We start from the raw sequence: 15,981 nt of genomic DNA on the forward strand, positions 1-15,981 counted from the left end.
CCTATGACAAATACTCGCGATCGCTTGACACAAAATGTCGATTTAAGTACTTACCCCGAGCGGGGAAATATTTGTTCGGATGAGCAAAATTCTGCAATTCATACAATTAATATTGGTGTCATAGGCTATGGCTATTGGGGTCCCAATTTAGTTCGTACCTTTGCCGATCTCCCAGGAGCAAAGGTCGTAGCCGTGAGCGATTTTAAAATAGAAAGGCTGGCTAAAGTACAATCGCGTTATCCAGCCGTGAAAGTGACGACAGATAGCCAAGACTTATTGGCAGATCCAAAAATCGATGCGATCGCGATCGCGACCCCAGTTTCGACTCATTACGATTTAGCTTTGGCAGCTTTGCAGGCTGGCAAACACGTACTCGTCGAAAAACCAATGACTGTTAGCTCCGAACAAGCCATCAGACTAATTGAGGAAGCTCAACGGCGAAATTTGGTACTGATGGTAGATCACACCTTTGTTTACACGGGTGCAGTCCGTAAGATGCAGGAACTCGTTGCCAGTAAAGCAATAGGCGACGTTTATTACTACGATTCTGTCCGGGTCAACTTGGGGCTATTCCAGCACGATGTAAATGTGATTTGGGATTTGGCAGTCCACGACCTCTCGATTATGGACTACGTGTTGCAAGCTAAGCCAACCGCTGTCTCGGCGACAGGAATGAGTCACATTCCTGGCGAACCAGAAAACATTGCCTACCTAACATTATTTTTCGATAACAGCGCGATCGCCCACATCCACGTAAATTGGCTAGCGCCAGTTAAAGTTCGTCGTACCCTGCTTGGGGGTAGTCAAAAAATGATCTGTTATGACGACCTGGAACCAAGTGAAAAGATTAAGGTGTACGACAAAGGAATTACAGTCAATGGCAGTCCTGAGAACGTTTACCAAATGTTAGTTGGCTATCGCACCGGAGATATGTGGTCGCCAAAGTTAGATATGACTGAAGCGTTGCAAACCGAGGCATTACACTTTGTTGATTGCATCCAGCAAGGCAAACGTCCAATTACCGATGGGGAAGCAGGACTGCGGGTTGTCAGAATTCTAGAGGCTGCTACCCAGTCCATCAAGCAGCAAGGTCAATTAGTTGAACTAAGCGGAGCGGAGGTAGCAGTATGATCCCATTCGTAGACCTAAAAGCGCAGTATTTGAGTATCAAAGACGAAATTGATTCTGCCGTTTTCAAAGCTTTAGAAAGTACGCAATTTGTGCTAGGCAGCGAAGTTGTTGCTTTAGAAGAAGAGTTCGCTCATTACTGTAATGCCGATTATGGCATTGCTGTCAATACAGGAACTAGCGCTCTCCACTTAGCATTATTAGCCGTTGGAATTGGTGCGGGTGACGAAGTGATTACCGTTCCTTTCACTTTTGTTGCCACCACAGCCGCAATTTGTTACACCGGAGCCACTCCGGTTTTTGTCGATATCGATCCAGTGTCATATACGATTGACGTGACGCAGATTGAGGCAGCAATTACCGAGCGGACAAAAGCAATCCTGCCAGTGCATCTGTACGGTCAAGCAGCCGACATGGAACCGATTCTCGACATCGCTCGCCGTCACGGTCTCGTGGTGATTGAAGATGCGGCACAGGCACACAGAGCCGAGTACAAAGGACGGCGAGTTGGTAGTCTTGGCGACATTGGTTGTTTCAGCTTTTATCCCGGCAAGAACTTAGGGGCGTGTGGTGAAGGTGGTATGGTCGTCACCAATAATCCCGAGTACGAGCGCAAAATGCGGATGCTGCGCGATTGGGGACAAGAACAGAAATACCATCACCTGCTCAAAGGCTATAACTACCGGATGGATGGCATCCAAGGAGCAATCTTACGGGTGAAGTTACGCCATTTAGACCAATGGACTGAGGCAAGAAGAACACATGCCACACAGTATGACAAGTTACTGACAAGTTCGGAGGTGACAACTCCTACTGTTATGCCCTACAGCTATCATGTTTACCATGTCTACGCCGTGCGATCGCCCCGACGAGATTGGTTGCAACAGATACTACACAGGCAGGGGATTCAAACAGGCATTCACTACCCCATTCCCGTACACCTGCAACCAGCTTACGCCGAATTAGGATATCAGTCGGGAGATTTTCCCCACGCCGAACGAGCAGCAAGGGAAGTCCTTTCTTTACCTATGTATGCCGAACTTTCTCTCAACCAATTAGAAGTTGTAAGTGCTGTAGTACGCGAGAATCTTCCATGTATGAATTGGCAAAAAGTAGGGTAGTCACAGCTACACACGGCTCCCAAGAGCTGAAACCAGACCCAGAGTTTGAAGTGGGGATGGCAAAACATTTGCGCCATCAGTACAGCAATGACCAATTACTTGAATTGTACAATCGCTTCACGATTGGCGAGGGTGATTTTGACTTGTTAATGCGGCGAATTATTTGGCGTACAATGGCACGTCGATTCGGTCATGGCGTTCGGATTGGTAGTGGTGTTGGCTTCAAACATTTAGAAACATTTGAGATTGGCGATCGCGTTTTCATTGGTTCGCAGAGCTACATTCAAGGACGCTTTGATGGCAGGTGCGCGATCGGTAACTACGTTTGGATCGGTCCGCAGAGTTACTTCGATGCGCGTGATTTGATCGTTGAGGATTATGTGGGATGGGGACCAGGAGCAAAAGTACTTGGTTCAACACATACCGCATTTCCAGTAGATGTTCCGATTATTCAAACCGACCTGGAAATTAAATCGGTAAAAGTAGAATCAGGAGCTGATATAGGGATGAATGCCGTCATTCTTCCTGGGGTAACGATTGGTAAAGGTAGTATTGTTGGTGCTGGAGCCGTTGTCACCAAAGATGTACCACCATTTGCCGTCGTTGCTGGCGTTCCTGCTCGGTTTTTACGCTGGCGAGAAGGATATGAGCCATCACAGAGCAATTAAAGCATATGCAAAATAAACGTGTATTAATTACGGGTGGTGCTGGGTTAGTTGGCTCCCACATTGCCGATTTGTTAGTTAAAGAAGAAGTTGCTGAAATTATAGTTTTGGATGACTTTACCCGTGGACAGCGCCAAAACTTAGCTCTAGCACAAGAACGCGGACATTTAGTCATTGTCGAAGGTGACATCCGCGATCGCCAACTCCTCGCCGATATCATGCAAGGTGTGGATATCGTCTTCCACCAAGCAGCGATCCGCATCACTCAATGCGCTCAAGAACCCCGCCTAGCAATGGAAGTTCTAGCTAATGGGACTTTCAACGTCTTAGAGGCGGCGGTGAATGCTGGGGTGAAAAAGGTAGTCGCCGCCTCCTCCGCCTCAATCTACGGCATGGCAGAGGAGTTCCCTACCACAGAATCGCACCATCCCTACAACAACCGCACGATTTACGGTGCAGCTAAGACATTTAACGAAGGACTGTTACGCAGCTTCTATGACATGTACGGGTTGGACTACGTAGCCTTACGCTACTTCAACGTTTACGGTCCGCGCATGGATATTTATGGCGTTTACACCGAAGTCCTGATCCGCTGGATGGATCGCATAGCCGCAGGTCAACCGCCACTGATTTTCGGTGATGGCAAGCAAACAATGGATTTCGTCTATATCGAAGATATCGCCAGGGCAAACATTCTCGCCGCTCAAGCCGACGTGACGGACGAAGTGTTTAACATTGCTAGTGGTGTAGAAAGCAGTTTGAACGACCTAGCCTACAGTTTGGCTAGGGTGATGGGGTCAGATTTGCAGCCAGAGTATGGTGCAGAACGCAAAGTTAACCCCGTGCAGCGGCGACTAGCAGATCCGAGCAAAGCCAGAGAATTGCTGGGTTTTGAGGCACAGGTTTCACTAGAAGAGGGGTTGTGTCAGCTTGTCAAATGGTGGCGCGAACAAAAGCTGGCAAAGGAAACAAGCAATGTCTGAACAGAGGCACATCCCGATCTCCAAACCTTGGATGGGTGAAGCCGAGGCAGATGCCGCTAAGCGAGCAATCATGTCCGGCTGGGTAACGCAAGGACCCGAAGTCACCGCCTTCGAGCAGGAGTTTGCCGCTTACGTAGGAGCAAACTATGCTTGTGCAGTGTCTAATTGCACCACGGCGTTGCATTTAGCTTTATTAGCTGTTGGCGTAAAACCTGGGGATGAGGTAATTACCGTCAGTCACTCCTATATTGCCACTGCCAATAGTATTCGCTATTGCGGTGCGATCCCCGTATTTGTGGATATCGAACCGCACACTTACAATATCAATCCCACTTTGATTGAAGCCGCGATCGGCAATCGCACCCGCGCGATTCTCGTCGTCCACCAAATGGGAATGCCTTGCGACCTCAAAGCGATTTTGGACGTTGCCCGTCGCTACAATTTGCCAGTCATCGAAGATGCGGCTTGTGCAATTGGCAGTGAAATTCTCTGGGATGGGGAGTGGGAAAAGATCGGCAAACCCCACGGCGATATTGCCTGCTTTTCCTTCCATCCCCGTAAGGTAATTACGACTGGTGATGGTGGAATGCTAACCACCAGCAATCCTGAATGGGATCGGCAGTTTCGTCTGTGGCGACAACACGGGATGAGCGTCCCCGATACTGTACGCCACGGTGCGAAACAAGTGATTTTCGAGTCCTACCCGATGTTGGGCTACAACTACCGAATGACTGATATCCAAGCGGCAGTGGGACGGGAACAACTCAAACGCCTACTAGAAATTGTGGCACGTCGCCGTTTATTAGCAGAGCGATACCAAGACCAGCTCTCAGACGTGCCTGGATTAAAATTGCCCACCGAGCCAAATTGGGCAAAAAGTAACTGGCAGAGCTATTGCGTCCGCTTACCGGAGCAGTGCGACCAGGTGCAGGTCATGCAGGCGATGTTGGATGCGGGTATTTCCACGCGACGCGGGATCATGTGCGCCCATCGCGAAGAGGCATATCAAATTGAGGCTTGGTCATGTGGAATTGCTCTGGCAGAGTGTCAGCATGAACTCGGAAGGTGCGATCGATTGCCTGAGAGCGAACTAGCACAAGAACGGTCTATTTTATTACCCCTCTTTCACCAAATCACTGAAAAAGAACAAGATTACGTCAGCAAGATTTTTGCAGCCAATGTGAAATTAATCGCATGACAAGTCAAGTGTTCGATATGCGTAAAGATTATGGCAAGAATGTCCGACAATTTACTCAGCCGCTTGCACAAGAAGATACTTATCTGATTTTTCTTAGAGGTAGTGCTACAGTCGGTCATACCTTAGTTGCAAGTATTTTTAACAATGCTAGTTTGAGTGTAGCAGGAGTGACTATTAACTACCAATGGCAACAGTTACTAGACGGTCATTGGATTGATATTGTTGGCGAAACAGGGCGATCGCTAACATTACATAATTTTTTACTGGAACAGCAGGTGCGGATGTTGGCAAGCTGGGTTGATTCATGGGGTTGCAGTAAATCCATTGCTAGTTCAGCGGTGGCTGTTGCGGCTCAAAATGCGATCGTCTTGGAAAATCGAAAGGTTGGAACAACCGCCTGGAAAATTATCAATCTGGCTATGAACGATGAGATTGCTGGCTATGGGGATGCGACCAGTATCAACAAAGGGCAAGCGTTAAATCTGAAAATCTCTCTGGCTCAAGCCGGAGAATACAGACTGGATGTCTACCGCTTGGGATATTACGGTGGTAAGGGTGGTAGACTGATCGCCAGCGTGACGGGTCTCAATGGGGTGACTCAAGCGGCTCCGATCGTGACGAACGCCAGTACCAAACTGGTCGAGTATAAATGGAATACCTCTTATACTCTTCAAACAGGCATAGACTGGACTACAGGTCTCTACCTGGCAAAATTGACCGATGGTAAAACGGGTAAACAAACATATGTTCCGTTTGTGGTACGGGATGATAATCGCCCATCCGATCTAGGTTTCCAGGATGCCGTGACCACAGCTCAAGCTTACAACAATTATGGCGGTTACAGCGTATATGACGCTAATAGTACTGGGGGTCAACCAGCTTATCAAGTATCCTTCGATCGCCCGTATGCAGCAACTAATTTAGGGCTGACAAACACCGATGGGTACAATTGCAATAATATGCTGGCATGGGAGTACAACATGACTCGCTGGCTAGAATCCCAGGGTTATGATGTTTCCTACTATACAAATATAGATGTGAGTACTAATCCTTGGCAATTATATTCTCAGAAGATCTTCCTCTCGGTTGGTCACGATGAGTATTGGTCGATGGATGAGCGCAATAACGTTCAAAAAGCTAGGGACAATGGCATCAACCTAGCCTTCTTCTCAGCAAACACTGCCTACTGGCAAGTTCGGTTCGATCCTTCTAGTTGTGGACAAGCGAATCGCGTGATGACCGTCTACAAAGATACTTCTAAAATCGGTGTTGGTAAGTCAATTGACCCTATTGCTAAAACAAACCCCATAGCCGCAACTACGCTTTTTCGCAGCTCTGAGGTCAATCGACCGGAGAATACTCTGTTGGGAATTGGGTACGTATCAGATCGCGGTGATGTCTATCGCGGGCATGATTTTATAATCAGTAATGCTTCCGATCCTTACTATGCCAATACCAATCTCAAGAATGGGGACAGACTCAAGGGTTTGGTGGGTTATGAGTGGGATGCACTTTTAAATAATGGCTTGGCTCCACCTGGACTGGTTGTTCTGTCCCACTCACCCGTCCAAGCTAACAGCATACTGCCACCACTTCCACCTGGAACGAATCCCAACATTTCTAACGCCGTGCGTTACACGGCAGCGAGTGGTGCCAAAGTCTTTTCAACCGGCTCTATCCAGTGGGTATGGGGTTTAGATAGTGCCTGGGTTACAACGCCTCGTGTTGAAGGTAGTTGGCTTAGAAGAATGAAAACTTGGCTTAGAAGAATGAAACAATTTTGGAGTAATGGCATAGATAGCCCCAGAGTTACGACTCCTCGTGTTGATTTTCGAGCGCAGCAAATCGCAGTCAATGTGTTTGCTGATATGGGAGCTAAACCTCAAACCCCGTCTGCTGGTATTGTTGTGCAGGAATTTCTAGCGTGCTACCAAAGGAACTCTGTAGAATTTGCAAGGCGAAGGCATATTTTGAATGTAGTAAAATCAACGGGATTGAGGAATATATTCACAATAAATAGAGGTTAATTAAGCAGTCAAGATATTGTTAAATACGTAATTACGAGCAGTAAACGGAGAGAAAAACATGAATTTAAAAAGTATAACAAAGCAGTTAGTAGAGCAAATAATCAGTACCCAAATATACCATACATATCTCCATCGTTCTTCATTACCTCATGGGGTCGATCCTTTTCAAGACATTGCCACCTCGTTGCCAAGGTATCGCGCTGACATTGTTTTTGACATAGGTGCAAATATAGGACAGTCTTCAAAAGTCTATTTGGACAAGTTCCCAAATTCTCACATTTATTGCTTTGAGCCAGTGAGCGATACATTTCGTCAGCTGCAAAATAATTTAAAAGATAATAAGCAAGTTGATTGTTACCAACTAGCTTTTGGTTCTGCAAAGGGCAGGGGCAAGATGGTTCTCCAAGGCGATTACTCTGATATGTTTTTTCTATTAAATCAGTCGAAGGAACCATCCATAGATAGTACTGTGCTGACTGAATCAGTAGATGTCGTTACGCTAGATGAATTCTGTCAAACGGAAGGAATTGACCGCGTTAGTTACCTCAAAATCGATACAGAGGGAGGAGATCTTGAAGTTTTGAAAGGTGCTGTGAATATGTTAACGGAACAGAGAATAGACTGCTTACAAGTGGAAGCTAGTATGAACCCTAGCAATCAACGACACGTACCACTTGAACTTATAAAAGAATTTCTTGAGTCTCATAAATATTTTCTCTTTGGAATTTACGAACAGGTGAGCGAAGAATGGCTGAATGGAAAACCCAATTTGCGTTGGGCAAATCTCTTGTTCATTTCTCATCATATAATACAGATGAATAAAGTAGAGGTTAATTAGGCTATCAACATAGCCTAACGCATAATACAGATTCCGAAAAATTAGACTCTGAAAAACTTTCATCAATAGTATTATCTTGTAGAAAAGCTGCTCTTAAACTCTCATTCTAATTCTAGTTTAAGAATTGCCTATCTTTTTCGACCGCCCTGGCTTCACATTCAGATTCCAGGTTCGCCATACTAAACTATTCACTCTTGTAATGTTCCGAGATAAATTATCAAAATAAATTATTTTATGTCTCTTGTCTCTGTTGTAATTCCTACTTACAAGCGCGATCGCGTAATCGGGAAAGTGATACGAAGTGTTCTGAAGCAAACCCATCAGAATTTTGAAATTTTGGTTGTTGACGACGGTTCTAAAGATAACACGGAAACAGTTGTTGCTTCTCTGATTGAAGAAGACCCCAGGATTCGCTACTTCTGTCATGACACCAATCGAGGTGCTCAAGCCGCTCGAAATACAGGTGCTAGGAAAGCCCGAGGAGAATGGATTGCCTTCTTAGATTCTGATGACTATTTCACTCCAAAGAGTCTCGAAGCACGACTGATAGTTGCTCAAAGTGAAAGCGTAAAAGTTGTACATTCCAAATGCTTAATTCTGAAAGAAGATGAAAGCATGACTGCTTATGGAATTCCAGAATTAGATGGCTACATTTATCACGAGTTATTGACTCATTACGGACCACTATTTTCAGGACTCTTAGTTGCAAAGGAAGCACTTGAGAGCGTTGGTTATTTGGATGAACAAATCATTTCTTATCAAGATTGGGATACCGTTATCCGGCTAGCAAAACATTATCCTTTTGGTTTCGTGGCAGAGCCTACGTTTATTTATGATTGTCGTGGCAATGACACTATTTCTCAAGATTTGGTACGTGAAGCCGAAGGTTATAGGCAAGTGTTTAACAAACACTTTTTTGAAATTGTCAAGCATTTAGGTCCACGTATTGTTGCTCACCATTACAGACACATTGCTAACCGTTATCGATCGGCTGGAAATCAGAACGCTGCCCGATACTATCACATCTTATCTTTTCTATGGTGGCCTTTTCGTCTCAAAACTATTTATCGTAATGTTCAAAACCTCGTCCAAGCATAGCTGAGTCGGTAACGATCGCTTACAACATAGGAGATATACACATGAACGTAATTACAAGCTGTTCGACACGACGTACTCGTCAAGAGCTTATGGATATTTGGCGACGCTGTCTTACCGGCGATCGCTTTACCGATCCGTACGAAGGAGTCATCGACGAACTCAGTAGGTACTTTGAAATTCCTCCTGAAAAGGTTTGCTGGATCTGCGAGCACTCCGCAGAAATGGTTGCGGAGGAGTGGCACAAGACAGGGAAATCGACGATACCTGATGAGATTCACCGCTTCTATCAAGCTCAACCACTCTGGCTGTTTGGCACGCTGCGGTATCACACAAACCAGACTCAGCCTCATGGTGTCGTGATCGCGGATGCCCTCCAGCATGTACCCCCTGGGCATCACCTGGATTTCGGCTGCGGTGCTGCAACTGCCAGCCTCTTTTTCAATGCGCTTGGCTGGCAGACCTCTTTAGGTGATGTCTCAGAATCAGCTGTAAACTTTGCGCGTTGGCGGTTCGAGCAGCGGGGAATACAGGGTACATTTTACAATCTTGAAACCGACGAACTTCCGCTAAACACATACGATCTGATCACTGCATTCGATGTTATGACCTGTGTGGTCGATGTTCCTAAGGCTCTGCGTCGATTACATCAGAGTCTCAAACCTGGTGGATATCTATTGTTCAACGTCGATAGTCGAAAGCCAACCCCCATGACGATATGGCACCTCTATGATGCTCACTATCCAGTGATACGTCATGTCCGACGGATCGGTTTCCGCAGTCTGCCAAAGCTCCCCCCCTATCCTCTATACTGCTATCAAAAAACCGATCGTTCACCGCTTAACGCAGCTGCTGTAGGGTTGCTCGATCGGATGCAACACAATCGATTTGAAACTACAGTTCGCGAGCAAGCACATTCCATTGCTTTCCACGTCAAAAGACTGCTACGCCCGTACAAAGAAGACATCAACAAATTTCGCACATGGCTTTCACGGTAGGCTTCTGCGAGTGAGTCATCACGTTGGTACAATCTAGTACTCTGTGCAAAAAAACATGAGTGTATTCAAAAAGCTTTCTCAAACTAGCAGCCCAGGTTATATGATTCAGCTAGACTCTCTAAGAGCACTGGCTGTGTTTGGTGTAGTGCTTGAGCATTATATACCAGGTAGTGTTTATGGTTCTCTTCTAGCTGCTTGGGAACCAGCATTTCCTTTGGAATGGGGATCGGGAGTTACGCTCTTTTACGTACTTAGTGGGTTTTTGATCGCTGGTATACTCTTACGATGTCGAGATATCATTAGCTCAAATAAGCAAAGTATCGGATTTACACTTCAAAGATTTTACATACGTCGTTTTCTAAGAATTTTTCCGATTTACTACATGACTCTTGCCGTCGCTGCAATTCTATTTAAGAAGGTTAGAAGCGACTTTCTTTGGCACTTAACATACACGACCAATATCATGGTTTTTGCTCAAAATTCGTGGGATATTTATGCATCCCACTTTTGGTCGTTAGCGATGGAGGAGCAATTTTATCTAATTTGGCCACTTGTGATACTTTTATTACCCCAAAAACAATTGTTAAGAGCCATCTTAATAACGATTGCTCTAGCACCTATATTTAGATTTATAGGCTACTACGGTTTAGGTTTAAGTTCAATTCAAATCAGTGTCTTTCCTCTTGGATCTTTAGATGCATTTGGACTGGGTTCATTGTTAGCATTCTATACACATAACCGTAATCAATTTAAGGATATCAAGCAAAATTTATGTAATTGTGGTCTATGGATTTGCCTACCATTACTAGTTTTTTTTACAATCGTTTCTTTCGGTTTTGGCGGAACAGTGCTACTTAATGCCTTGATTCGACCCACCGTTTTAGCCGTTTTCTTTGTATGGTTAATCAACGGTGCGGCAAAAGGTTTTGGTGGTATTTTAGGAAAATTTTTAGAACTGAAACCTCTCGTGTTTATTGGCAAAATAAGTTATGGAATCTATGTCTATCATTATTTTATGAATCCTATCTTTGACCATATATTTTGGTACTTTAATTTAGCTAATTCAATTCCACTATTGTTTGTATTTGTTTTGAAGGTTATAGCTACACTCGCTATTGCCATCCCTTCCTGGTTCTTGGTCGAAAAGCCGATTAATAATTTCAAAAAACATTTTGGCTATGAAAAAGCATTACTGAAGCCAAGCTAATAATTGAGTGACGAGGAAAAGTCAAGCTCGATCGCAAAAAGGTATTACAAAAATGTAAAAGATAGTAAGCTAGACAAATACGCTCATTTATTTTTTTATAGTTTTATGCCAACTATAGCAAGGTTTTAAACCTCTTCAAGAGTGATTGACTTATTAGCTAACTGCTACGCCAATCATAGCAGCTCTATAAAATACCGTTATTTTTCAAAAAAACATGGAAAATATTACTAAACCTAAGCTAGTATTCTTTCAGCCCAAGCACGACCAAAATTTACCTAATTTTACTCTGTTACATAGGCAGCAACACATCAAATGTTTGTCAGAGTTCTTTGAAGTCATTTTAATCCATGAGGATTGCGATTACCAGCAAATCTGCGATAAATATCAGCCCGACTTGACTCTTTTTGAAAATGCTGGCAATATTTTAGATTGCCATAGGCTAACAATAAAAAATACTCATACTCATCCGCAAGTACCCAAACTAGGTTTACTGAATGCGGATGCATGGTGCAACAGCCGTGCAGTTTTCTTATCTGACATGGAACGTTGGGGGATAGGAACCTTCTTTTCTATTAGCATTACTGCGGCTGAACACACACCAGAAATTGCTGAAAACTTATTTGTTTGGCCGAATTTTATAGATGCTGAAATATATAGAGATTATGGCGAGTCAAAAATTGTACCAGTACTTTTTACTGGAGCTAACTATGCTCTCTATCCTTGGCGACAAAAGATATTTAAATGTGTTTCACAATATTATCCTTCCCTTGTGTGTCCACATCTAGGCTATGGTGGCAAGCAAGCGACTGCTCGCATGATCTATGGCGAACGATATGCTCGCACTATTAACGCTTCTTGGTTTGTTCCAGCGTGTGGCACTGTAGCAAAGGAAATGGTGCGGAAACATCTTGAGATTCCAGCTTCCAGAGCTTGTTTGATTACGGAACAATCTTCAGCTCTGGAAGCTGCGGGCTTCGTTGATATGCAGAATTGTGTTTTTGCTGACGAACATAATGTATTAGATAAGTTAGATTATTTATTTCAGAATCAAGAGGAGCTTGAAAGTATTATTAATGCTGGTTATCAGCTAGCTCACTCTCGTCACACATTGAAACAGCGAGACCAAATTTTTCAGTGGTTTAATTTACATAAGAATCTCAAGCCTCATCAAAAAGTGATTCAAACCAGTCCTTTTGAGCCACTTATTGTTGTAGAAAAAGCATCTAGAGCGATCAACTCTCATATTAAATGTGATGGGTTGAACTCAATGCTGATTCACCAAGGTGACAAAGAACTAGAGGCACATCAATACGATAAAGCCGAAGCTTTATACTTTAGATGCCTTTATCATGTCGGGATAATGCATGAGCCTAAATTAAGATTAGCAATTTGCAGTCTTTACAAAGGCAATGCCGAAAAAGCACTCGAATGGATTATTCCATCGATCAAATGTATTCTCGAAGTATACAAAGCTTTCGATCCCGATCCTGTTGAATGGGCTTACTTTATTGTTGCTCTGCTTTGCTTAGGGAAGTTAGAGGAAGCGAAGAAACGATGTGACGAATTTCCTAACTTAAGTCATACTGAACTCGATCGCGTGCGGTGGATTGTTAACTTACTAACAAAGACAAACAAACAACATGTTGCATCATCTGATTGGCGGGTATATCGAGCTAGCGTTCATCATTTGCCAGACCGAAATTTGAGTGAATGGACTAAGAATATTTGTCTAATGCTTAGAGCGTGTAGTCAATTAAGCCTTGCTAGTAACTTGGAAGTTATCTCATTAGATAATCAGTTATTAAAGTTAAGCGATCGAAACTCGAACAGTTCTGCCAGAGAGGTTCTGAAATCATCCGAGATTCAAATTATTTCATCAGAAGTAATGCCTAAGAATGCTAAACTAAGAAATAACAGAGTTTTCATTCGTTCGGAACTTAGAAAAAAATTTTTGAAGAAAATTCAGCAAACAAGTCATAAACTGATATCACCTCTAAATCTTTTAGAAGCTAAATATGGATATTTTTTGCCTTTTCCTATCTCAGAAATAAGAAATGACGAATTATTGAGTACCATTAAAAGGTTAATAAAGGAAGAAAATGCTAAAAATCTTTTACTAATTGGAGTGTCCTTAGACAAAGGAATGGCTGAGTTGCTTCTCAATACCTGTCAAGAAATAGCTCAAGGTATTACAGTATTTTGTATAAATCAATCATCTCCTCAATTTACTAAATTGCAAAGGCGTTACAAAAATCATTCCACTGCTAAATTCTATCAGTTACCAATAAACTGTACTAATAGTTTTACCATCGATATTGAAAACTGTATTGGTCAGATTAAGTTAGAAAATGAAATAGATTGTTTCGATATGGTACTAATGGGTACTTCCGATGTGGTTTCCAATATAGAATTAAGCGATCGCAACTTTTATATGTCAAAGTTCTTCATCTTAGAAGGTATAAACACTTTACAAGGCTATAAAGAATATCAGTATCTATCTTCGACCTCTACCTATATTTTGGAATCTCAAAATCCTTGCCTACGCAACGGGTATGCGATTTTTAAGAGGATTGATAGATGTAGCTATTTTTTAACTAAGAATTTATAACGAGAATAGAAGTCGTTTAGCTAATATTTTCATCTCGATCGCAATATTTATGCCACAATTCATATCTAAGCTTCTATACCTCACCAAGGGACATCATAAATCACTTCTAGTAATAGCATTTCTCCTCCTCATCATCTCAGGTTTAGAAGTGGTTGGAACTGCCATGATTGGTCCATTTATTACTGTCGCTACTAATCCAAATATAATTAAGACTAATTACTGGCTGGGCTTAATCCACAACCAATTAAATTTTGTCTCCGAACAGTATTTTTTGATTGTTTTAGGTGCAGTGGTTCTGATTGCTTTTTACATAAAAGCATTTTTGAGTTTTGAAGCTCAAAAAGCAGTATTTCAATTTAGTCATACCTTACGAGGGGATCTATGCCATAGGCTTTTAAAGACCTACCTTGAAGCTCCCTACAGCTTCCACTTACGAATGAACTCTGCAACAATAATTCAGAATGTTATTACGACTACTGAAATCGTTTGTATCAATGTAGTGATGTCTCTTTTAACAGCTGTCTCTAATGGCTTTATCATTGTAGCCTTAACTTTACTTCTAATTAAAACTAGTGCCTTGGCAATGCTTCAGATTGCCCTATTATTACCTGTCCTCGTCGGACTAGTTAAGTTACTAAAAAGTCGCTTAGCTTTCTGGGCGCAAGAAGGATGGTCGGCATCTAAAGAGATTATCCGTATCCTAAATCATGGCTTAGGAGGGTTGAAAGAAAGCCGCGTGATTGGGTGCGAATCTTATTTCGTGCAACAGATGGAGCAACAGACAAACAGGCTCGCTAAAAATTTTTCATTGAATGCTAGTTATGGTAATCTTCCACGCTTTGTCATTGAAGCATTTATGATTACATTTCTAGTCAGTTTTACACTTTTATATGTTAATTTAAATCAAGGACAAGGACAAAATTTAACAGCTGTTTTGGGAATTTTCGGTCTTGCCTCAATCCGCCTTCTGCCAGCGATAAGTAATTTAATTGGTAATATCAATACTTTTAGACCGAATGCCTTTGCCATTGATAAATTATTTTTTGATTTTCAGGAGATAGAAAAATCAAAAAGTCTATCTACTGGCGTTAGTTACCGCGTCAATAATTTGTTATCAAGTTCCGAGCCATTACCCTTTTCAGCGTGGAAGCAGATAGTTTTGGACAAGATCTCTTTTCAGTATCCTGATACTGAAAGGAAAGTATTAGACGAAATTTCCTTGACCATTCAAAAAGGTCAATCTATTGGTCTAATTGGTAAGTCCGGTTCTGGGAAAACTACTTTAGTCGACGTTGTTTTGGGTCTTTTTCTTCCTCAATCTGGTGATATTAAAGTGGACGGAGTTTCGGTTTATGAAGATTTGCGCGCTTGGCAAAATCTGCTTGGCTATGTTCCCCAGTCCATATTTTTAATTGATGATACCGTGGAGCGAAATATTGCCTTCGGTGTTCCTGATTGTTTAATCGACCTCGATCGATTAAGAAGGGCAATTGAGATCGCTCAACTCAGCGAAGTAGTCGAGCAACTTCCAGACGGTATCAAAACTGTTGTTGGCGAGCGGGGAGTTCTCTTATCTGGAGGGCAACGCCAGAGAATAGGTATTGCACGTGCGCTTTATCATGGAAGAGACATTTTGGTATTTGATGAGGCAACTGCTGCTCTAGATACTGAAACCGAGCAGCTTGTAACAGAAGTAACTAAAGGCTTGAGTGGCAACAAGACAATCGTCATCATTGCCCATCGTCTCAAGACGATCGAACATTGCGATCGTATTTATCAGCTCGATCGGGGCAGAATTCTCAAATCAGGCACTTATCAGGAAGTTGTTTTAGGTCAATGACAAGATAGCACTCGATCGCTTTTATAAATTTGAAGCAGAGGACTTATGAAATTGATTTTGTTTACTTGTGAATATTGTTATCTAAAAACTAGAATTCTATTAGTTAAAAAAGGTAATTAATGAAATACTATTCTCTACTTATTAACGCTAATAACGATAATGGCAAGTTGTTTTTACTAAAGATATTTAATAGTAGTTTAAGACATTCTTCTCTTTTGCTTCTTCTAAAATGCTATTTTTTAAATTCGCATACAGTCAACATCGTAGAAACAT

The 15,981-nt window shown here is 42.6% G+C and carries 12 protein-coding genes; all 12 read left to right on the plus strand.

Going from position 1 to position 15,981, the window contains the following annotated elements; genetic code table 11:
• Nucleotides 1–3: 3 nt before the first annotated feature.
• The 12 genes from QH73_RS04005 to QH73_RS04060 all read left to right on the plus strand — a co-directional run bounded on the left by QH73_RS04005 (nt 4) and on the right by QH73_RS04060 (nt 15,708).
• Complete coding sequence (locus tag QH73_RS04005; RefSeq protein WP_201277940.1) at nt 4–1,131, plus strand: Gfo/Idh/MocA family protein; 1,128 nt, start codon at nt 4–6, stop codon at nt 1,129–1,131.
• Nucleotides 1,128–2,249 carry a DegT/DnrJ/EryC1/StrS family aminotransferase gene (locus QH73_RS04010; RefSeq protein WP_039715319.1) on the plus strand — a complete coding sequence of 374 codons (1,122 nt, stop codon included), beginning with the start codon at nt 1,128–1,130 and terminating at the stop codon, nt 2,247–2,249. The genes QH73_RS04005 and QH73_RS04010 overlap by 4 nt, the downstream gene beginning before the upstream one ends.
• Nucleotides 2,222–2,917 (plus strand): acyltransferase, encoded by a 696-nt coding sequence (locus QH73_RS04015; protein WP_039715320.1) that lies wholly within the window; start codon nt 2,222–2,224, stop codon nt 2,915–2,917. The genes QH73_RS04010 and QH73_RS04015 overlap by 28 nt, the downstream gene beginning before the upstream one ends.
• Nucleotides 2,918–2,922: 5 nt before the next feature.
• Complete coding sequence (locus QH73_RS04020; protein WP_132866589.1) at nt 2,923–3,897, plus strand: SDR family NAD(P)-dependent oxidoreductase; 975 nt, start codon at nt 2,923–2,925, stop codon at nt 3,895–3,897.
• Nucleotides 3,890–5,095: a DegT/DnrJ/EryC1/StrS family aminotransferase gene (locus QH73_RS04025; RefSeq protein WP_132866591.1), complete on the plus strand. Its 1,206-nt coding sequence runs from the start codon at nt 3,890–3,892 to the stop codon at nt 5,093–5,095. Before QH73_RS04020 ends, QH73_RS04025 begins: the two co-directional genes overlap by 8 nt.
• Complete coding sequence (locus QH73_RS04030; protein WP_052290002.1) at nt 5,092–7,122, plus strand: N,N-dimethylformamidase beta subunit family domain-containing protein; 2,031 nt, start codon at nt 5,092–5,094, stop codon at nt 7,120–7,122. Before QH73_RS04025 ends, QH73_RS04030 begins: the two co-directional genes overlap by 4 nt.
• A gap of 58 nt (nt 7,123–7,180) precedes the next feature.
• Entirely contained in the window at nt 7,181–7,960 is a 780-nt protein-coding gene (locus QH73_RS04035; RefSeq protein WP_039715322.1) for an FkbM family methyltransferase, read from the plus strand.
• Nucleotides 7,961–8,194: 234 nt separating this feature from the next.
• Nucleotides 8,195–9,058 carry a glycosyltransferase family 2 protein gene (locus QH73_RS04040; RefSeq protein ID WP_052290003.1) on the plus strand — a complete coding sequence of 288 codons (864 nt, stop codon included), beginning with the start codon at nt 8,195–8,197 and terminating at the stop codon, nt 9,056–9,058.
• A 41-nt stretch (nt 9,059–9,099) separates the two neighbouring features.
• Entirely contained in the window at nt 9,100–10,053 is a 954-nt protein-coding gene (locus QH73_RS04045; RefSeq protein WP_132866594.1) for a class I SAM-dependent methyltransferase, read from the plus strand.
• A 55-nt stretch (nt 10,054–10,108) separates the two neighbouring features.
• Nucleotides 10,109–11,260 (plus strand): acyltransferase family protein, encoded by a 1,152-nt coding sequence (locus QH73_RS04050; RefSeq protein WP_039715324.1) that lies wholly within the window; start codon nt 10,109–10,111, stop codon nt 11,258–11,260.
• Nucleotides 11,261–11,474: 214 nt separating this feature from the next.
• Nucleotides 11,475–13,868 carry a glycosyltransferase gene (locus QH73_RS04055; protein ID WP_052290004.1) on the plus strand — a complete coding sequence of 798 codons (2,394 nt, stop codon included), beginning with the start codon at nt 11,475–11,477 and terminating at the stop codon, nt 13,866–13,868.
• Nucleotides 13,869–14,016: 148 nt separating this feature from the next.
• The gene (locus QH73_RS04060; protein WP_309476445.1) at nt 14,017–15,708 is read left to right on the plus strand and encodes an ABC transporter ATP-binding protein; all 1,692 of its coding nucleotides are present in this window, start codon (nt 14,017–14,019) and stop codon (nt 15,706–15,708) included.
• Nucleotides 15,709–15,981: the final 273 nt, after the last annotated feature.

The sequence above is a fragment of the Scytonema millei VB511283 genome (genome assembly GCF_000817735.3).
In the GTDB taxonomy this organism is placed as follows: domain Bacteria; phylum Cyanobacteriota; class Cyanobacteriia; order Cyanobacteriales; family Chroococcidiopsidaceae; genus Chroococcidiopsis; species Chroococcidiopsis millei_B.